17 protein-coding genes are annotated in these 18,460 nt (G+C 61.9%); 8 read left to right on the top strand and 9 right to left on the bottom strand.

The genetic code is table 11. From position 1 onward, the window contains the following. Nucleotides 1–4: 4 nt before the first annotated feature. Both hisS and SYN60AY4M2_RS09720 read left to right on the top strand, forming a co-directional pair. Nucleotides 5–1,264 carry a histidine--tRNA ligase gene (gene hisS, locus SYN60AY4M2_RS09725; RefSeq protein WP_099812814.1) on the top strand — a complete coding sequence of 420 codons (1,260 nt, stop codon included), beginning with the start codon at nucleotides 5–7 and terminating at the stop codon, nucleotides 1,262–1,264. Between the two features lie 7 nt (nucleotides 1,265–1,271). Beyond that, nucleotides 1,272–2,801: a hypothetical protein gene (locus SYN60AY4M2_RS09720; RefSeq protein WP_011431289.1), complete on the top strand. Its 1,530-nt coding sequence runs from the start codon at nucleotides 1,272–1,274 to the stop codon at nucleotides 2,799–2,801. A gap of 14 nt (nucleotides 2,802–2,815) precedes the next feature. Here SYN60AY4M2_RS09720 and SYN60AY4M2_RS09715 read toward each other — a convergent pair whose 3' ends face one another. From SYN60AY4M2_RS09715 to SYN60AY4M2_RS09700, 4 genes are all read right to left on the bottom strand, one after another. After that, a complete protein-coding gene (locus SYN60AY4M2_RS09715) occupies nucleotides 2,816–3,652 on the bottom strand; it encodes a universal stress protein (RefSeq protein ID WP_099812813.1) in 837 nt (278 codons plus the stop codon). A 101-nt stretch (nucleotides 3,653–3,753) separates the two neighbouring features. Further along, complete coding sequence (locus tag SYN60AY4M2_RS09710) at nucleotides 3,754–4,605, bottom strand: hypothetical protein (RefSeq protein ID WP_206336830.1); 852 nt, start codon at nucleotides 4,603–4,605, stop codon at nucleotides 3,754–3,756. 98 nt (nucleotides 4,606–4,703) lie between these two features. Beyond that, nucleotides 4,704–5,840: a hypothetical protein gene (locus SYN60AY4M2_RS09705; protein WP_099812812.1), complete on the bottom strand. Its 1,137-nt coding sequence runs from the start codon at nucleotides 5,838–5,840 to the stop codon at nucleotides 4,704–4,706. Then, nucleotides 5,837–7,387: a hypothetical protein gene (locus tag SYN60AY4M2_RS09700; protein ID WP_240527814.1), complete on the bottom strand. Its 1,551-nt coding sequence runs from the start codon at nucleotides 7,385–7,387 to the stop codon at nucleotides 5,837–5,839. Before SYN60AY4M2_RS09700 ends, SYN60AY4M2_RS09705 begins: the two co-directional genes overlap by 4 nt. Before the next feature lie 364 nt (nucleotides 7,388–7,751). On the opposite strand from SYN60AY4M2_RS09700, the gene SYN60AY4M2_RS09695 reads away from it, so the two are divergent. From SYN60AY4M2_RS09695 to SYN60AY4M2_RS09685, 3 genes are all read left to right on the top strand, one after another. Next, nucleotides 7,752–8,132, top strand: a complete 381-nt coding sequence (locus SYN60AY4M2_RS09695) for a cupin domain-containing protein (RefSeq protein ID WP_346426066.1) — start codon at nucleotides 7,752–7,754, stop codon at nucleotides 8,130–8,132. Nucleotides 8,133–8,269: 137 nt separating this feature from the next. Continuing rightward, on the top strand, nucleotides 8,270–10,213 hold the full coding sequence (locus tag SYN60AY4M2_RS09690; RefSeq protein ID WP_240527813.1) for a cellulose biosynthesis cyclic di-GMP-binding regulatory protein BcsB: 1,944 nt from the start codon (nucleotides 8,270–8,272) through the stop codon (nucleotides 10,211–10,213). A gap of 84 nt (nucleotides 10,214–10,297) precedes the next feature. Further along, nucleotides 10,298–12,592: a glycosyltransferase gene (locus tag SYN60AY4M2_RS09685; protein ID WP_099812810.1), complete on the top strand. Its 2,295-nt coding sequence runs from the start codon at nucleotides 10,298–10,300 to the stop codon at nucleotides 12,590–12,592. 55 nt (nucleotides 12,593–12,647) lie between these two features. Here SYN60AY4M2_RS09685 and SYN60AY4M2_RS09680 read toward each other — a convergent pair whose 3' ends face one another. From SYN60AY4M2_RS09680 to SYN60AY4M2_RS09675, 3 genes are all read right to left on the bottom strand, one after another. Then, complete coding sequence (locus SYN60AY4M2_RS09680) at nucleotides 12,648–13,007, bottom strand: hypothetical protein (RefSeq protein ID WP_099812809.1); 360 nt, start codon at nucleotides 13,005–13,007, stop codon at nucleotides 12,648–12,650. 234 nt (nucleotides 13,008–13,241) lie between these two features. Continuing rightward, nucleotides 13,242–13,364, bottom strand: a complete 123-nt coding sequence (locus tag SYN60AY4M2_RS14655; protein ID WP_276307366.1) for a hypothetical protein — start codon at nucleotides 13,362–13,364, stop codon at nucleotides 13,242–13,244. After that, complete coding sequence (locus SYN60AY4M2_RS09675) at nucleotides 13,342–13,962, bottom strand: PhoD-like phosphatase N-terminal domain-containing protein (protein WP_240527812.1); 621 nt, start codon at nucleotides 13,960–13,962, stop codon at nucleotides 13,342–13,344. The genes SYN60AY4M2_RS14655 and SYN60AY4M2_RS09675 overlap by 23 nt, the downstream gene beginning before the upstream one ends. A gap of 284 nt (nucleotides 13,963–14,246) precedes the next feature. Here SYN60AY4M2_RS09675 and clpS point away from each other — a divergent pair, with 284 nt between their 5' ends. Both clpS and SYN60AY4M2_RS09665 read left to right on the top strand, forming a co-directional pair. Continuing rightward, entirely contained in the window at nucleotides 14,247–14,528 is a 282-nt protein-coding gene (gene clpS / locus SYN60AY4M2_RS09670) for an ATP-dependent Clp protease adapter ClpS (RefSeq protein WP_099812808.1), read from the top strand. A 15-nt stretch (nucleotides 14,529–14,543) separates the two neighbouring features. Continuing rightward, nucleotides 14,544–15,344: a CPBP family intramembrane glutamic endopeptidase gene (locus SYN60AY4M2_RS09665; protein WP_099812807.1), complete on the top strand. Its 801-nt coding sequence runs from the start codon at nucleotides 14,544–14,546 to the stop codon at nucleotides 15,342–15,344. Nucleotides 15,345–15,404: 60 nt separating this feature from the next. Here SYN60AY4M2_RS09665 and SYN60AY4M2_RS09660 read toward each other — a convergent pair whose 3' ends face one another. Both SYN60AY4M2_RS09660 and SYN60AY4M2_RS09655 read right to left on the bottom strand, forming a co-directional pair. Beyond that, a complete protein-coding gene (locus tag SYN60AY4M2_RS09660; RefSeq protein WP_099812806.1) occupies nucleotides 15,405–16,892 on the bottom strand; it encodes a sodium:solute symporter family protein in 1,488 nt (495 codons plus the stop codon). After that, on the bottom strand, nucleotides 16,885–17,070 hold the full coding sequence (locus SYN60AY4M2_RS09655; protein WP_240527811.1) for a hypothetical protein: 186 nt from the start codon (nucleotides 17,068–17,070) through the stop codon (nucleotides 16,885–16,887). Before SYN60AY4M2_RS09655 ends, SYN60AY4M2_RS09660 begins: the two co-directional genes overlap by 8 nt. A gap of 138 nt (nucleotides 17,071–17,208) precedes the next feature. On the opposite strand from SYN60AY4M2_RS09655, the gene dprA reads away from it, so the two are divergent. Then, nucleotides 17,209–18,366: a DNA-processing protein DprA gene (gene dprA / locus SYN60AY4M2_RS09650; protein WP_099812804.1), complete on the top strand. Its 1,158-nt coding sequence runs from the start codon at nucleotides 17,209–17,211 to the stop codon at nucleotides 18,364–18,366. Nucleotides 18,367–18,460 lie beyond the last annotated feature (94 nt).

Below are 18,460 nucleotides of genomic sequence, written 5' to 3'. Positions count from 1 at the left end.
AGGCATGGAGATGATCCAGGCGGTGCGCGGCACCCGAGATATCCTGCCGCAGGAGGTACGGCTTTGGCAGCAGGTGGAGGCCAGCGCCCGCGAGATCTTGGGGCGAGCCAACTACCAGGAGATCCGCACCCCGATTCTGGAGCTGACAGAACTCTTTGCCCGCAGCATTGGCAGCGCCACCGACGTGGTGGGCAAGGAGATGTACTCCTTTAGCACCCGCGGCGAGCAGGAGGTGAGCCTGCGCCCCGAGAACACCGCCGGCGTGGTGCGGGCCTACATCCAGCATGGGTTGCAGGTGGCCGGCGATGTGCAGCGCCTCTGGTACTGTGGGCCGATGTTTCGCTATGAGCGTCCCCAGGCGGGGCGGCAGCGCCAATTCCACCAGTTGGGGGTGGAGCTGCTGGGCAGCCGCGATCCCCGCGCCGATGCCGAGGTCATCGCCTTGGCCTGGGATCTGCTGCGGGCAGTGGGGGCGGAAAACCTCACCTTGCGGCTCAACTCCCTCGGGGATCCGCAGGATCGGCGGGCCTATCGCCAAGCCCTGGTGGACTACCTTACCCCTTTGAAGGAAGAGCTGGATCCGGACTCCCAGGAGCGCCTTGTCCGCAACCCGTTGCGCATCCTCGACAGCAAGGATCCCCATACCCGCACCATTGCTGAACAAGGGCCCAAGCTGCCCGATTACCTCAGTGCTGACTCGCGGGCCTTCTTCGAGCAAGTGCAGGCCCATCTCCAAGCCCTAGACATTCCCTATGAGCTGGATCCCTACCTGGTGCGCGGCCTGGACTACTACACCCACACCGCCTTTGAGATCGTCTCGCCGGAGCTGGGATCCCAGAGCACCGTCTGTGGGGGTGGCCGCTACGACGGTCTGGTGGAGGAGCTGGGCGGGCCTCCCACCCCGGCGGTGGGCTGGGCCATCGGCCTGGAGCGGCTGGTTTTGCTGCTGCAGAAGAAACAACAGGAGATTCCGCCAACATCGGTCGAGGTTTACGTGATCTCCCGCGGCGCCAAAGCGGAGGCCCAATCCCTTCAGATTGCCCAAGCTCTGCGCCAAGCCGGCTTCTGCACCGAGCTGGATCTGAGCGGCAGCGCTTTCAGCAAGCAGTTCAAGCGGGCCAGCCGCAGCGGTGCGACCTGGGCTGTCGCGCTGGGGGATGCGGAAGCTGCGGCCGGGGAGGTGCAGCTCAAGCACTTGCCCACGGGGCAGCAGCAAACCCTCTTGCAAGCTGACCTGGTGAAGTATTTGGTGTCCCAGAGGTGAGGGAGCGATGTTGAGTTTTTGGGTGCGGCGCAACGGCCGAGAAGACTGGCAGCCGGTACCAGCCGAGGGAGCCATTCTGGAAGAGGACACCTACACCATCGTTGCCCGTTCTCCCCAGCCCCACTTCACCATCACAGTGGAAGTCCGCCAGCGCCCTCTGCCGACCGAAAATAGCGGATCCCCAGCGGTAGCCAACCCCAAGACAGCCGCCTCGCTCATGCAAACCCGTTCTGTTCGCACCAACGAGGAGGGGATCGGCGTCATCCTGCCGGCCACCCACCTCGCCCCTGGTTTTTGGGAGTTGCACTGCCGAGATGCCGATTTGATCGCCGAGTTATTTGGCGAGGCGGAGCTGAACAATTGCCTGCGCTTCCAGGTTGTGCCCGCCCCGGTGCAGCGGAAACAGGCACTATCCCCGGCGGCCCAAGAAGTCGCGTCTGAACCTCCTGAGCTGGCTCAGAAAAAAGAGGTTGCCATCCCGCCAGAGCTGTTTTCCCTGATGCACAGCGAATTGGAGGGATCTCCGGGGGAAGTGCTGGTGGTGACGGGGCGGATTGGCTGTAGTGGCGAGCTGCGGGTACGAGTTTGGCAAGAAGATGAAGGGGAGCAGAGCCCGGTTTTCGAGGGGCAACGGCTGATTCAATTTCCGACTGAAGCCCGGACGGCAGTGTTCAGCATTCCCATCACCCTGCCGAGCCATACCTGGAGCCGTCCGCTGCGGGGGGAACTGCGCCTCACTCCCTCTTCCTGGTCGGATCCAGAGCCGCTGCGGATCTCCTTTTCCGTTCGCTGTCGCGGCCAGGGGGAAGTCCTCCCACCCTCCCCAGGGATCCCTGCCGGTCAGCAGCGGCAAGAAGAAACGCCAGCCGCAGCCGGCAGTTCTTCCCCGCCCTCACCCTTGCTGTCCCCCGAACGCACCCTGCAGAAGTTGTTGCGCATCTCGCAGCGCAGCGCCCCTGCGGAAAAAGAGGAGGCTGGAGAAGTTTTGGGCCCGCTTCAGCCAGAAGAGCTCCCAGCCTCCCTAGCAGACACCGCGCCCGAACCTGCCGCCCAACCTGAGGTTGGGCCAGTGCCCATCTCATCCTCTTCTCCACCACCCCAACCTGAGCCACCTCGCGAGGAGGCGGTTCCGCCGCCACCGCTCGCCGCCGCCAGTCCGGGAACCTCGCCTCTTTCCCCGCAGGTGCCGGGAGCTTGCCCGGCGCCGCAACTGGTGGTGCCTGAGCAACTGCGGGCAGGTGACAACTTCGATGTAGTGCTGCGTTTGCCGGCTTCCGTCAATTCTGCCAGTAGCTCCACCGCTCAGCCTCCTTTGTGGATTAAGTTTTGGGTCAAGCACGGTCACACCCGCTCTTTGGTGGATGGCCCCCGGTGGTTGTTGGACTTCTCCCGCGACGAGCAGGGGCGGTGGCAAGCCCTCACCCGCATGACCATCCCCCCTGGCGTCCCTGAGCTCATCTTCGAGGCTTGGGCCGTCAGCCCGGATCGCCAGCAGCAAAGCGACCGCGTGACGGAGCGCCGTTCTATCCTGCCTTAGGGAGTGACCAGTCTCTAGTCTTGAGCAGACCGCACCATCAGCACGGGGCAGCCGATGTGCACCCGCACATAGTCGGAGATGGAGCGCCCCAGCAGGCGATCCAAATCGGGGATGCTGCGGGCAATGCTGGGCCGGCGATCTGGGGATCCCATCACCAGCAGGTCGGCCTTGCTTTCTTCTGCCAGCCGGACAATCTCAGTGCCGGGATCCCCGACGGCAGTTAACACTCGGTGGCCAATTTGGCGACTTTTGAGGGTAGCGATTGCCCGGTCTAGGGTTTCGTCCCGAGCTTGGGCATCGGCATCCAGTTGCACAGAGGCTAGGAAAATCTGGGCTCCCGGGATGCCGGCCACTAGATCCAGGGCCGTGGCAAAGGCGGCTTGGGCGGCGGGGGAGTTGTTGAGGGCCACCATGACGTGGCTGGGGTATTTGACGTAGGCGTCGTCTTTGACCAGCAGCATGGGGCAGGAGGCAAGCTGGAACACGTATTGGCTCACCGAGTTCTGCAAAATGGCCATGATGCGGTTGCGCCCCCGCGATCCCATGACAATCAGGGGATTGGGTAGAGATTCAGCCACCTGCAGCACCACCACCTTGGGATCCCCTTCCACCAGTTGGGTGCTGATCTTCAGCCCAGGTCGCGGGGGAAAGGTCTGCAGCGTCTGGGCCAATAGCTCCTGCCCCCTTTGCCAGGCCGCTCGCATCTCCTCGGCAGAAGTCTGGGAAGGCACCGCATGCAGCAGCGTCACGTGGCACTGGGCAAAGGCCGGCAAGGACAGGAGGGTATGCACCATCTGCTCGGTGGGGCCGCTGCCGTCGATGGCGGCAATGATGTTTTCAAAGCGAGGCATGGGATCCGTTCTCCTGGCCAACAGCTGCCAAGACTCATCCTAGATCTGGCGCTGCGGATCCCTGTTACCGAGGCGGGTATCCTGCAATATTTTGTTGGGTTTTAGTAACTCAGCCACACATAGCCGGTGAAGCCGCCGCCGGCGTTGGTGTTGCGACCAGTCAAGAATTGAAACCCTCCTAGGCCCAGCGTTAACCCTCCCTCTAGTCGCCAGTTGAGCTGGCCGGAGAGCTTGAGGCTGTCGTAGTCGGGATCCTGAACGGCCAAATCCCCGAACAACAAAGGCGCACCGTTGCCCAGGGTGAAATCTCCATCCAAAGCCAGGATGGCCTGTAGCTCAGGAGTCAAATCAGCCCCAAGGGTTAAGTTGGCCTTGAGGCGATCGCCGGGATAGCCCAGGTAGTCCCGGAACGTGAGGCAGGAGTCGAAAAAGGCAGGCAGGGATCCCAGCTCGACATTGGCTGCCGCTCCTAAGCTGAAGTCGTAGCCAAAGACTCCGTACCCCAAGGGCAGGGGGGTATTTTCGGTGGCGTATCCAGGCGGGATGAGGGCCGTCAACTGAGCTGAGAAAAAGGGATCCCCCTCTCCCCAAGTATGGCGCAGGCCCAGCTCCAGATCCCGCAGGCCCTGGTTGCGCTGGGTAACGGTGTCAGCCCCGCTGGCAAAGCGATTTTCGATGAAAACGTAGCTGGTGTTGAGGTTGAGAGTGAGCTGATCGCTAAGGCCAGTTTCAGTAAACAGGTTAAGGCGGGTCTCGCCGTACTCGGAAAGGGCCTGCTGCAGGCGTCCCTTCTGGTCAAAGCGGGTGCGGGGTTGGTAGACCTCGGGCTGCAGCGAGAAAAACGTCTTCCCTTCTCCGCGAGGAAAGCCACAGCCTGCCCAGGCTGGCAGCTCCAGACCCAAGACAAGGCTTAGGCCCAGCAGCCAGCTTCTTGCTATGGCAAAAGGCTTCATCTGGGGATCCCTCTCTTCTTTTCCCGGCAACAGCAGCGCCGCCGAGGGGGATTGTATCGGCAGAAGGCCGCTTTGGGCCGTCGCCCACAGGGCTTTCCCTACACCCCCTGGGCCACAGCCGGCAAACCCACGCGGGCCCGAAATTGCCGCGCTGCCGTCAGCGCTCCATAGGGATCCCCTTTGTAGAGGCCGTAGTGCATCAGGGACAGGCGCCGCAGCCCCAGTTGCGACACCTCCTGCAGCCAGTCGGGCCGGCTCATGATCTCAAAATCCACCTGGACGGTGTCGGCCCGGCCGCCGTTGGGATGTTTGTCCTTAATCGAGGGCTCGTAGTGGGCCAGCATCAAGTTGCGGTGGATGGGGGCAAAGAGGCGGCAGCAGAGACGGATCTGCTCCGGGTTGCCCGGATCCGGGCCGTTCAGCTCCGGGTTAAACTCCCCCGGCCGCCGCTGGCGCATCGACTGGAAGGCGATCCCGTCCATCTGGCTCATCGTCTCGGCAAAAGGCGCCACCATGCTGCGGCCTGCCCCGCGGCGTGGGTCGTCGAAGGTGGCAATCCAGCCGCCCCAGCAGAGGGCCACCTCGGCCTCTGGCAGACGCTCCTTGATGGCCTGGCGAGCCCGCAAGACGTTGTCCATGAGGGCGCGGTAGTAGGGGGCGGTGTCGGCATTGTAGGCATCGGCGGGGATGCGCCAGTAGGAAAACTCGGTGGCCAGGCTCCAGTAGGTGGGGCGGCCTTGGGGATTGGCTTGAGCAACATACCCGGCCAGCTCGGCCACGTCCTGGACAAACTGCGGCGAGATGTGGTAGTCGCCGCAGGGGCGGTTGGTGTCGTCTTCCCAGGTGATGATGTGCAGGCTGTAGCCCCGCTCAAACCACTGCCGCAAAAGCCCCGCCTGGTGCCAGTTGCGCCAGAAGGAGAGATCCCCCTGGCGGTGGTCAAAGCTGTTGAGCCAGCCGCTCAAAAAATGGGGATCCCAGCCCCGCGCTACTGCCGCCACCTGCGGATCCGACTCGATCTCCCAGAGAAAGCGCCCCGGATCCTCGCCAATGCCCACCTCCCAGCGGGCCAGCAGCTCGGCCAAGCTCAGGCTTCCAGGCTCGCTATTTTCCGAGCTGCGGTTCCCTTGCGGCCCCAAAAGTGCTTGACCGCAGCCGCCCATCCCATAGCCGGCCAGCAGCGCTCCGCCCATCTGCAGCACCTGTCGTCGCCGCCATTGCCGTCTCCAGATCATCCCGTTTCCTCCCGAGGCTCTGCCTGGCGGGCCCACAGCCGCACCTGCGGGGAGCTATAAACCTCCCTAAAGCCCGGCAGCCCTTCAAAGGCGAGCTCAGGCCAAAATTGCAGGATGCGGTCAGCGCTCCGCAAGGGATCCGCCAGCCCCGCTACCAAGAGGTAGTCCACCCTTTCCTGGGGATGCTGAAGGGCCAGGGCAAACTCGTACTGGTGAGGAGTAAGGAAAGAGCGGGGATCCCCCGCCCAAAAGATAGCCTCAAAGTGGATGTCGTCGTCCACCAGCACCTTCTCGCCGGGCAAGAGGTGGCGGCGAAGGTATTGACCCACCCGACGCTTCTCCTGCCGCTGCCGGCGCCAGGCTTCTAGAGCTTGCCCGCTAGAGGTGACTTCATACAGCTCCTGGGCAGCTTCCAACTCGCGGCTGAGGGGCGCCACCCCTGCCACCAGCCGCTCCCAGAGATCCCGCTCTTCTGCCACCAGCGGGGCCAAAAACCCCGGCTCTTGGCTTACCCCATAGCCACCGGTCAAGCAGTTCAGCCCCAAGAGGGCCGTGATCAGCAGACGCTTGGCCCAGCCGGGGCCGGCTCCGCGGCAGAGATAGGCCCTCATCAGCAACGGCAGCGGCACCCACAAAAGGCCAAAGCGGCTCAGCTCCGGCAGAAACAGCCCCTGCCCCAGCGAAGCCAAGAGGACCACCAGCGGCATCCCCCAGATCAAAGCCCACACCCGGCGGCCCAGCAGGGATCCCATCCCCAACAGGAGATAGGCAGGGGCCAGCACCGCCAGCCACTTCCCCAGCTCCACCAGCCCCCGCCAGCCGCCGGCCTGCTGCAGGTCTTCTCGCAACTGCGGCAGGCGCAGGCCGCTGCCCACCTGGTAGGTAAAAGCCCAGGGATCCCCTACTGCCAGCCAGTTGACATACAGCCAGCTCAGGATCAAGGCCAGGCTGATAAACCCGGCCACCAGCAGCGAGGTCCAGCGAAATCCCCAGGACTGTTGGCGAAAAGCCACCAGCAGCACTCCTGCCAGCCAGGGCAGCAGCCAGACATTTTCCCAGCGCAACACCATCAGCGGCCCCAAGGCCAGGCCCAGCAGCAGCAGCCGCAGGGTAATCGGCAGCTCCTCCTTCTCCGCTGCTTGTTTCTCGTCGGCCAGAGGGAACAACAAGGCCATGTTCACCCCCAGCAGCAGCGAGGTGGCCGTCCAAACCGGGCTGCGCAGCAGCATCAGGATCAAAGCTGGCTGCAGCAGCAGCAACAAGCCCCACAGCCAGCGCCATCCCAGGCCGGCGGGCAGACGGCGCAACTGCTGCCCCACCCAGCCCACCAGCAGGGATCCCAAAATGGCCTGCAACAACAGCGGCGAGCGCCCCAAAATGGCCGTGGCCAGCACCAGGGAAGGGGGAAAAGTGGTGCCCACAATGGGCAGGCGCGGATCCGGCCCCAGGGCGGCTACGGATCCCTTGTAGCCAAGAAACTGCATCTCCAGGCTCACCCAGCCCCAGCCTTCCTTCAGCCCCCACAAGAGACCAGCCAGGAGCAGCAAGGGGATCCCTACCGGCGCAACGAGCCTCCAGAAGGCTTTAAGCTGAGTTGCAAACATAGATGCTTCACGAACAAACTTAGCTAAACTTCACAATTAGTTCTAGGAGACTTGAACACCTCATCGAATCCCAAGGAGTGACTTAATGCCAACAAGTTTCAGAAAAACTATTTGGGATCGATGGACGTGTTTTGGGATCCCTACAAAGCTAGACTAGTTTTCCCTTTTTTGAGGCGTTTTTTCTACGCATTTTGGCGTATTGGGTTCAGCAAGATGGTCGATGAACAGTGGCCGGGCTGCAGGTGAAGATAGGGAAGTCTTTGAACTGGAACAAGGTGTGACCTCAATGCTACAGTCTGTGCGGGACATGAACGACGCGGCAATTCCGGCGCTGGAGCTTTTGCCCTCCCAGGCTGAGACCCGCCCCTGGGGCTCCTTCTGCGTCTTGGATGAAGGCCCGATGTATAAGATCAAGCGCATCGAGGTCAAGCCCGGCCATCGCCTCAGCCTGCAGATGCACTACCACCGCAGCGAGCACTGGATCGTGGTTCGGGGTACGGCGCGCGTCACCCGGGGCGAGGAGGTAATGCTGCTCAACTCCAACGAATCCACCTACATTCCCCCCTGCACCAAGCACCGCCTGGAAAACCCCGGCACCATTCCCCTGGTGATCATCGAGGTGCAGAACGGAGAATACCTGGGCGAGGACGACATCGTGCGCTTCGAGGACGACTACGCCCGCGCCTAGGCCAGTTCCTGAGCGAGAGGGCTCTCCTGTGGCCAATTGATAACTATTGCGCCATATACTTCTAAAAGCTTGGCAGTTGCCCCTGCTTTGGGTCTAGGCTTTTTTTGTCGTCGGGGCAGGTTCTGGGGATCCAGCAAATGGCTGAGGTGAGGCAGGCAAGAAGGCGGTGGGGATGGCTGGTGGCCGGCTTGCTCTGCTGCGTGCCGACCCAGGCAGTGGGGGCGGAGCCTCTTTCTTTCCAGAGGCTGGGCTACGAGCGTTCGGTGCTGCTGCAGGGATCCAACCCGCGCCTGGATGTCACCGTCCCTGCGCCCATCAACGGCATCGACCCGGAAGCCAGCTTTGTCCAGTTGCGCCTGGATCCCTCGCCGGTGCTCAAGCCCACCTCTACCGTGCGGGTGCTGATCAACGACGAGCTGGCGGGGATCTTTCTGGTGCGGGATCTGCGGCAGGAGCCGGTGGTGCGGGTGCCGATCCCGGCCCTGCCCCCAGGGGAGCGCTTCATCACGGTGTCGGTGCAGCCGTTTTTGAGCATCACCGACGACATCTGCGCCGACCTCAACACCGGCAACCTGCTGCTGAGGGTGGGGCGCGATAGCTTCTTTGAGCTGGTGCCCCGCGTGCCCGATGCTACTGTGGCCGGCTTTCTGCGCCTGATGTACCCCCAGCTCACCCTGGTGGTGCCCGCCAACCCCTCTCCTGAGGTGGCGGAAGCAGCTCTGGGCCTGTACAGCTTGCTGGCCCACCTTTTTCCCCAAATGCCCATCCTCTGGAGCAGCCGTCCAGCCAAAGGACCTCAGGTGATTCTGGAACCGGCCAACTTTACCCCCCACCTGCAGCATCAGATTACCCCAGAGGGATCCCGGCTGCGGGTGGCCGCCCGCCGCGAGGCCATTCTTGCCCTCTATGAAGAGTGGAAGCGGGCCGGGCTGGTCAGCCGTGGGATCCAGGTAGCGGCGGTGGCAGACTGGGAGAGGGCCCTCAGGGCCAACCGCCTCAGCTTGCGCGAGCTGGGGATTGTGGATCCCCTGCTGCGGGGGTTTGGCAGCCAGTCTTTGGTCTTCAACTTCAACTTGGCCCAGTTGGGGGGGCGCCCGCGGGATCTGGCGGCCCAACTGGATGTGATCATGAACCCGGTGGATGGTCGGGCCGGGGATCGCCTGACGGGCTACGTGTTCTTAAATGGGGTGATGCTGCGCACCTACAACCTAACGGGCCGCACCCAGCTCAACGACACCGTCACCCTGCCCACCCGCCTGCTGCGCCGCTTCAACCAATTGGAGCTGCGCTTCGACTACGGGGCCAGCCCCGGCAATTGTCAGGGATCCCTGACGCCGCTGACGGTTCAGGTGCGCTCGGATAGCTCCGGCTTCCTCTGGAGTGGCTACCAAGCCCCCAACGGCGAGCTGCAGGAGATCCCGGCGGTGCTGCAGGGATCTGGACGGGTTGGGCTGGGGGATCCCGCCTTGTTGCCGGCTGCCGCCTATCTGGTCGGGGCCTTGAGCCGGCTATCTGCCCGGCCGCTGCTGCCTACCCTTCAGTTTCTCCCCAAGGAAAAGACCAAGCTGGAGACAGGGGATTTTGCCTGGCAGATCCTAGTGGCCGCCTCGGAGCAGGTGGAGCTGAATAGCCCCATCCGGCTGGGATCCCAGTTTGAGATCCTCAATCCCTTAAACCAGCAGGTGGCCCTGGCTGCTCAACCACAAGAAAACCTTGGCCTGCTGCAGTACTTTTTGGTTCGGGGCAGGCCTACCCTCTGGCTGTCTTGGTGGGGATCTGATCCGGCCTTGGCGGAGCGCCTCAGCCGTGGCCTTGCCGATCCGCGCAGTCGCCTAGCCAACCAACTGCAGGGAAATGTGCTCACTGCCTACGCTGCCACCCCCCAGCTCACCCAGGTACAGAGTTGGGATCTCACACCCCAAGGCTATCGGGTGCGCTACCCAGGCCGCTTCAGTTGGCAGCTTTTGGTGTGGCAGTACCGCTATTGGCTGCTGCTGCTGCTGGCCATTCTGCTGGCAGTGGGAGCCTGGAATACCTACCAGCGCTTGGCCCGCCGCCCCGAGTCGCCCATTCCTTCCTAGGGGGGTTGGGCATGGGCTTGCGCTTGAGCCAGACTGGAGCCGAGCAAGGACTCCGTCCCGCTGACGCGCCCAGGGTTTTAGGCCATGCTCCAGTCTCTCAAATCCTCGCTTTTGCGCACGGGCTATCTCACCCGCCAGCAACTGGCGGCAGCCGAGGAGTACCGGGAAGAGGTGGGCTGCTCCTTGCCCAGGGCTCTTTGGAGCCTGCGGGTCATGCACCCCGACAAGTTCGCCGACCTGTGTCGCCAGATTTTGGATCGGCCCAAGCTGCGGGACTGGCTGCTCAAGCACCCCCTGGATCTGGAGCTGCCTTGGCTAGTCGAGCCCGGCGATCTCATACCGGTGCGCTTTTTGCCCTGTGGCTGGCTCAACCCGCAAACCGTGGTGGTGGCCACGGAAGAGCCCGGCTACCCCGGCGTTTGGCAGGCCGTGAAATCCCTATGCCCGGAAGTGGAAAAACTTTGGGAGATCCCGGCTACCGAAAAGCAGATCCTGACGGTCATCCTTGAGCGCAAGCTGGCCGCCGAGCTGCTGGGCAGCCGTCTTACCTTAGAGCAGTGGCAGCAGGCTTTGGAGATCCGCCGCCGCACCGGCTCCAGCCTGGGGCAGGTGCTGACCCGGCTGAGCTACCTCTCCACCCCCGAGTATCTCAGCATCCTAGCCCATTTGCTGGGCTACCCCGCTGTCTCAGAACTAATGGGGACAGGGCTGCTCCACCGCGACGAGAGCCTGAGCCGGCAGTTTGATCCCGAGGTGATGATGCGCCACCTCTTCTACCCCTTGAGCTGGACGGATGAGCACACCCTTACAGTGATGGTCAATGACCCCCTGGACGGGGTGGTGGATGAGCTGCTCTACAGCTGGCGGCCAGGCTTGCGGATTGAAAAGGTGCTGGGCACCGAGCAGGATATCACGCAACTGCTCAGCCAAGACCAGGGATCCCGCTTCAGCCAAGAGGCGGTGTACAAGCTGCTGACCCGTCTGCCGGAGGAATCGGCCTCGCGGGTGTTTACCCCCTCCCAAATTGCGGTAGGCTACGGCCTGCTGGTGCTGCTGCTGTGGGGGTTGGCCAGTGCTCCTTGGACAACCCTGACGATTTTGGTGTTGTTGGTCAATCTCTTCTATGTAGCCTCGATCTTCTTTAAGTTCGTGCTCAGCCTGGTGGGATCCGCCGATCGCTTCCACCAGATTACCGATGAGGAAGTGGCTGCCCTCGATGACCACACCTTGCCCATCTACACCATCCTGGTGCCGGTTTACAAAGAGCCAGAAGTGATGCCAATTCTCATCAACTCCCTCTCCAAGCTGGACTACCCCCACGAGCGCTTGGATGTGATTATCTTACTGGAGGAAAACGACCAGGCCACCATCGAAGCCGCTCGGGCCGCCAAGCCTCCCCGCTACGTGCGCCTACTCATCGTGCCAGATAGCAAGCCCAAGACCAAGCCCAAAGCCTGCAACTACGGCCTGGCCTTTGCCCGCGGCGAATACCTCACCATCTACGACGCTGAGGATATCCCCGACCCCGACCAACTCAAAAAAGCAGTCATCGCCTTCAAAAAAGGGGATCCCAGCTTGGTCTGCGTCCAGGCGGCCCTCAACTATTTCAACCGCAACGAGAACTTCCTCACCCGCATGTTTACCCTGGAGTATTCCTATTGGTTTGATTACCTGCTGCCCGGCCTGGAAACCCTGAAAATGCCCATTCCTCTGGGGGGCACTAGCAACCACTTTCGCACCGACCGCTTGCGGGAATTGCAGGGATGGGATCCCTTTAACGTCACCGAAGATGCCGATCTAGGCATTCGCGCCAGCCAGCACGGCTACACAGTGGGGGTGATCAACTCCACCACCTACGAAGAGGCCAACTGTGCCCTCAAAAACTGGATCCGGCAGCGCTCCCGCTGGATCAAAGGCTATATGCAGACCTGGCTGGTGCACAACCGCCACCCGCTGCGCTCTTTGCGCAAGCTGGGCCTCAAGAACTGGCTGGCCTACCAATTCTTTATCGGCGGCAGCTTCTTCACCTTCCTCACCAGCCCCATCATGTGGCTGCTGTTTATTTACTGGCTGCTCACCCGCGCCCATTGGCTGCAAAACCTATTTCCCAGTTGGCTGGTTTATCTGGGCTTGTTTAACCTCCTGGTGGGCAATGCCATTGGGATTTACCTCAACTTGGTGGCCGTTTTCCGGCGAGGGTACTACGATCTAGCCTTCTATGCCCTGCTCAACCCCATCTACTGGCAGCTCCACTCCATCGCAGCCTATATGGCCCTGTGGCAGCTCTTTACCAAGCCCTTCTACTGGGAAAAGACCATCCACGGCCTGAGCAAGTTTACCCACGCCAAAGTCCAGGAAGCTGCTCACAAAGCAGCCTAGGCTACGGACTGAGTTCCTAAGCAGTAGCAGCGAAGTGAGGACAGCCAGCACCCTTCTAGAAGCTGTAGTCCGAGTCTACGATCACAGCACAACCACTGGGGTGGAGACAGCTAGCCATGATCACCTTGACAGAAAAGTTGCCCTCGTAGGGCGCCTGCACGATGGGGAAATCGTCCAACAGTTCGTCTGCAGCCACCACCTGACCGCTGGCATCGTAAAGCACCAGATCCACATCGAAGCAATCCTGGTCGCACTGCGCCCAGATGTTTTCACCTCGGTAGAAATAGCCTGTAACTACGGTCGATTGTCCATTAAGAAGCCACAAACTACGGCTCTGAGCCCAGGCGGCAGCGCCCCCGATAACTGTGGCCGCTCCTATTAAACTTGCCACCAACCAGCCCCGCACCGAAGCCATAAGACTGCCCTCCTACTGAAAAACGGAGAAAGAATAGATTTTCTACAGAGATCCACCTCAACGCCCACACTCTAGCACCCGGATCCGTCTTTCCCGAATGATCCAGATCACGTTAAGGATCCCACGTTAAAAATCGCGAAAAAGGGATACAAAAAAGGGATCCCGAGTAGAGCAGGGATCCCTCAATTCTGACCAGAAATCCGGCGAAGCTCCCGCATCGGTCTGGCCGACTTCTCATTGCGGCAAATTCAGTTCCCCCCTTCGCCCTAAGGGATCCGTCAAGACATTGCCGGCGGGGCCTTTGATTTGAATGGTGCAGCGGCTGCCGGACACTTCAATAACGTTGTAGTTGGGCACCGCCAGCTCCAAAAAGCGCAGGTTGCCTGTGGTTACCCCTGGGATCCCGCTCACTTGCGGATTGGTCGGGTTCACCGGTGCCAAAAAGCCGTTCACAATTAGGAAAGGGAGGCTCGTTGGCACAACTGATGTGTAAGAAGCGAATGGGTCGTCCATCTCCAGGAGCCGGCAGGGTGCGGAACTGTCCCACGGGACTGGTAAACCCCTCGCTGACAAACCGGTAGAAGTAGCGCTGCGCTGGCCTCAAGCCGGTGACGACGGCACGAGCAATGTAGTCGCCTGGCTCAGTGCGGTAGTTGCGGCCCGCCACACGGCGAGCAGTAAGCGAAACTTGTTGCGAAATGGGGTTGAACTCGGAATTCTCAGCCACCTGCAACGTCACCGCAACCGTGTCTGTTGCACTGGCCGGGATCACCCGCGTGGAAAGCACCGCCCCTTCTGCGGTGGGATCCCCGGCAAATACCCCTTGGGGAAATCCAGGCACTCCCAGGGGGGGAATGGAGGAACTGGAGGTGCCCCCACAGGCAGCCAGGGCGGCTGCCCCACCTCCAAACATAAGCAGTTGCAGGAAAAAGCGACGGGAACGCAGGGAACTCATAGGGCCCACCTCAGGGACGCAGGCAAATGTAAAGGGATCCGCAGCAGAGGCCAATCGCCTTTTTAGTCAAGCACCTTTGCCCCCAAGCTGAGGTTGTGGGCAGGTGAAGGCTGGGTTAGGGTTGGTTTAACGGCTCTGACCCCTGCGCCCAGGTTCCCCACGGCCTTTTCACAGAGCTTGCTGAGAAGGCTAAAATTTCATTACAGTTTTTCCTGCTTTTGCCCCATTTTTGCGGTTTTGCGTTCCTTAGACTTCTTGTTGACCCTGCCGAAGGAGGGATCGTTGTGGCTACAGAGACCCTGGTCAAGCCTTCTGTAACCCCGAAGCACATGCCCATGTACCGGGTGTTGCTGCACAACGACGATGTCAACACCATGGAGTACGTGGTGCAGGTGCTGGTGAAGGTGATCCCGGCGATGATGCCGCCGCAAGCCACCGAGATCATGCTAGAGGCCCACAACAACGGTGTTGCTGTGGTGATCGTGGTGCCGCGGGAGCACGCGGAGTTTTACTGCGAACAGTTGCGGCAACATGGCCTGACCAGTTCCATTGAGCCGGAACGCTAAGCAGGAGCGGTTGGGGTGGGCCTGCTGATTGCAAAACTCAAGGCTTTGCCCTTGCCGCTGCGGCTGTTGCTGTTTTTGGGGATCCCGCTCTTGGCCTGGCTGCCGTTGCTCGGGCTGGGGAGTTGGCTTCTTCCTGAACGACGGGAGTACCTGTGGCTGCCCCTGTATGCCTTGCTGCTGGTCTGGCTGGGGCTGTGGAGATCTGGATTTGCTGCCTATGGGCTAGATAGCAGTTGGGCCTGTCGGGGCGGGATCCTGTGGGGCCTGGGGATCGGGGTCGGGGGGCTTTTTCTGCTCTTTGGCCTAGAGGGTGCCCTGGGCTGGCTGAGCTGGCAGCCGGTGGCAGGGGGATCCCTGCTCGGCTATGGCTTGCTGGGGTTAGGGGTGGGCCTGGCGGTGGCGCTGGCGGAAGAGCTGTTGTTCCGCGGTTGGCTGCTGCAGGAGATGGCCTTGGACTACGGCTGGACAAGCGCTCTGTGGGGATCCAGCCTTCTCTTTGCTTTGGCCCATTTCTTAAAGCCGCTGGCGGAGATTCTCGCCACCTGGCCCCAGTTTCCGGGGCTATGGCTGATGGGCTTGCTGCTGGCCCAGGCCAAGGTGTGGAACCAAAACAAGCTAGGACTCAGCCTGGGGCTGCACGCCGGCTGGGTGTGGGGCATCACCTGGGTCAACAACTTGGCTTGGATCGAATACACCGGCAAAGCGTCAGAGTGGCTCACCGGCATCGGCGGCAACCCGCTGGCCGGCTTGATGGGCCTGTTCTTCCTAGTCGGCACCTTCCTTGTTCTCAAGAGGTTGGCTGCCGGCAGAAGCTGAGCAGCGCCGCAGCATCTCCCCTCTCCCTGAGGGAGAGGGGCTGGGGGTGAGGGCCGCCATCTAGGTCGAGACAACTGAAGATTCCGGGATCCCTTCCTCCGCCCAAGGGCCGTTCTCATAGTAGGCGGCCACCCTCTCCCGGTCGGGCTGGGTTAGCAGGCTGACCACCACCAGCACGGCTGTGCCGGCGACCACCGCCGGGATGACCGGCAGCCAGCCGCCCGTCCAGCCTTTGGGCAACAGGCCCGACAGCCAGCCCAAGGTGAGGCCGCTGGAGACCAAAGCTCCGGCCACGGCCCCGGCGCGAGTCGCCCGCTTCCAGTACAGGCCGGCGATCAAGACGGGAAAGAGCATGGCGTTGCCCTGGAAGCTCCAGGTGGCAATCTGGGCAATCAGCCCCGGCGGCCTGACGGCAATGGCAAAGGAGACCAGCCCAATCCCCAGCACCACCCAGCGGCCCAACAGCTCCTCCTGGTGCGGGGAAAGCGGGCGCTTGAGGAAGGTGACCACCAGATCCCGCGTCACTAGGGAGCTGGCCGTGAGCAGTTGCGAGTCCGCCGTGGACATCAAAGCCGCCAGCGCGGCTGTAATCACCACTGCCGCCACGCCGCTGGGCAAGCTCTGCAACATCAGCGGCATGATCTGGTCCGGCTGCTGCAGGTTAGGAAAAGCCAGCCGGCCCCAGACGCCAATGAGGGCTGCCGGGAAAAACACCAGCAGAATGAGCAGCGGCCAGACCACCATCAGAGTCTGGAAGGGACGGGCACTTTTGGCCATGTAGAAGCGCTGGAAAAACTGGGGAAAAAGGGGCGTGGCCATGAAAAACAGCAGCTGGTTGCCAAGCAGCGTCTGCCAGCTCCAGCGCCCCTGCGGGCCGGGCAAGCTCAGCCAGGGATCCAACTGGCTGCCAGCCTCCTGGCCCCACCTCAAAGCCACTGCCACAAGAGCCACCCCCATCCCCAAAACCAAGATGATCCCCTGCACCACGTCCGTCCAGACCACCGCCTGGGAGCCGCCGAAGAGGACATAGCCCAAGATCACCAAGGCCACCACCACCGCCAGGGGCCAATAGGGGATCCCCTCCCCCAACACCGCCGCCAGGGTGCGGGCTCCGCCAATGATCTGGATGCTGATGTAGGGGGCGGTAAACGTCAGGGCGCTAAGGCAGTAGAGTAGAGCCAAAAGAGGGCTGTTGAAGCGGTGGCCGAAAAACTCGGAAGGGGTGATGAAGCCAAAGTGTTGGGCTGCTAGCCATACCCGGTAGCCCACCCACAAAAACAGCCCCGAAATGAGGGCGGTGGTCACCCCCACCCCCAGGAAGATCCCTAGGCCATGGGTATAGGCATCTGCCGGCACCCCAATGAAGGTAAAGGCGCTGAGCAAGGTGGCCAGCGTCGTCAAAGTTAGAGCCAGGGATCCCAACCCCCGCCCTGCCAAAAAATAGCTCACCGGATCCTGGCCGCTGTGGCGATAGCTCCAGAAGCCAATGGCCGCCAGCAGCAGCAAGTACACCCCCACCACACCCAAACTTAAAATGCTGTCAGTCATCTCCAGGCCAGCAAACGCGCACAATGTAGAAGTTAAGAGGTACCAACAGCAGGACAGCCAATCCCGCCAGCCAATACCAGGCCGGGATCCCCAAAAACTGGGGCTGGGCCGAGCGGGATCCCACCCAGGTCAACAGCCACAGCAGGGGATAAAACCCCCACACCCAAGCTTGGCGCATCCGCCCAAACCGCAGCTGCCTTGATCCTTGAAGGTTACCGGCGGGATCCAACCCTGACATCTACCCATCTCCTGCTTTTTTGCCAAGCGTTCCTTTTGCCAATCATTTAAGATACAGCCACTACTGCGCAGAGCTAAATTGTCTTTTCCCCTTTCCCCTTCAGATCCTGTTGGCAAGAGGGAGCCTTCCCGTGGGCCAGGCCATGAAGAACGGGAGCGGCCCTACTGGCTAGCTTGGGCCCGCATCAAAGGGATTGGCCCCCACCGGCTCAAGCGGCTGGTGGAGTTTTTTGGATCCCTGAAGCAGGCCTGGCAGGCGGACGCCCTGGACCTGCAGCAGGTAGAAGGCATCGGCCCTACCTTGGCCCAGGCAATTGTCTCTGCCCGGCCTGGCCTCGATCCTGAGGAGATCCTGGAGCAGACCCAAAAGCCTGGGATCCCTTTCCTAACCCCGGCGGATCCCGGCTATCCGCCGCTGCTGTGGGAGCTGCCGGATCCGCCGCCCCTTCTCTATGTCTTAGGGGAATGCCCCGATTGGCAGCAGCCGGCCATTGCTGTTGTCGGCACCCGCGCCCCCACCTCCTACGGTCGGCTCTGGACTCAGAAAGTTAGTGCCGCCCTGGCAGAAGCCGGCTGTGTGGTGGTCTCGGGGCTGGCCACCGGGATCGACGGCATTGCCCACCAGGCCTGCCTAGAGGCAGGCGGCAAGACAGTGGCCGTGGTGGGAACGGGGGTGGATCAGGTTTACCCCGCCCACCATCGCTCCCTCTACCGGCGCATCTTGGAGCAAGGAGCCGTCCTCAGCGAATATCCTCCCGGCACGCCGCCGGCCAAGGAGCACTTTCCCCAGCGCAACCGCATCATCGCCGGCCTCTGCCGCGCCACCTTGGTGATGGAGGCCCCAGAGCGCTCGGGGGCGCTGATTACCGCCCACCTGGCCAACCACTACGGTCGGGAAGTGTACGCCCTACCGGGGAATATCGACACAGCGGCGGCCCGCGGCTGTCTGCAGCTCATCCGCAACGGCGCCGGCATGATCCTGGGGATTGAGGAGCTGCTCCAAGAGCTGGATTTGGTTCAGGGATCCCCTCCCCCAGAACAGCCCCCCTCCTTCGGCCCCAGCGATCCCCAGCAGCAGCTTCTCTGGCAGCTCCTGGGCAACGAAATCCTCAGCCTCGACGCCCTGGTCCAGGCCACCCAGATGGACATTGCCACCCTCTCCAGCACCCTGCTGCTTATGGAACTGGAAGGCTGGCTGGTGCAACTGCCGGGGATGCGCTACCAGCGGGCTCGCTGAGGTTGGATCCCTGCCCAGCTTCTCCGATGGGAGCATGACTCTAGTCAATAATAAGCTCAACTATACTGAAAATAATGTATAATATGTTCAGTAC

It is taken from the genome of Synechococcus sp. 60AY4M2 (assembly GCF_002760375.1).
Classification (GTDB): Bacteria; Cyanobacteriota; Cyanobacteriia; order Thermostichales; family Thermostichaceae; genus Thermostichus.
The sequence above is the reverse complement of the archived record's forward strand: the minus strand, read 5'-3'. Positions and strand labels throughout refer to the sequence as shown.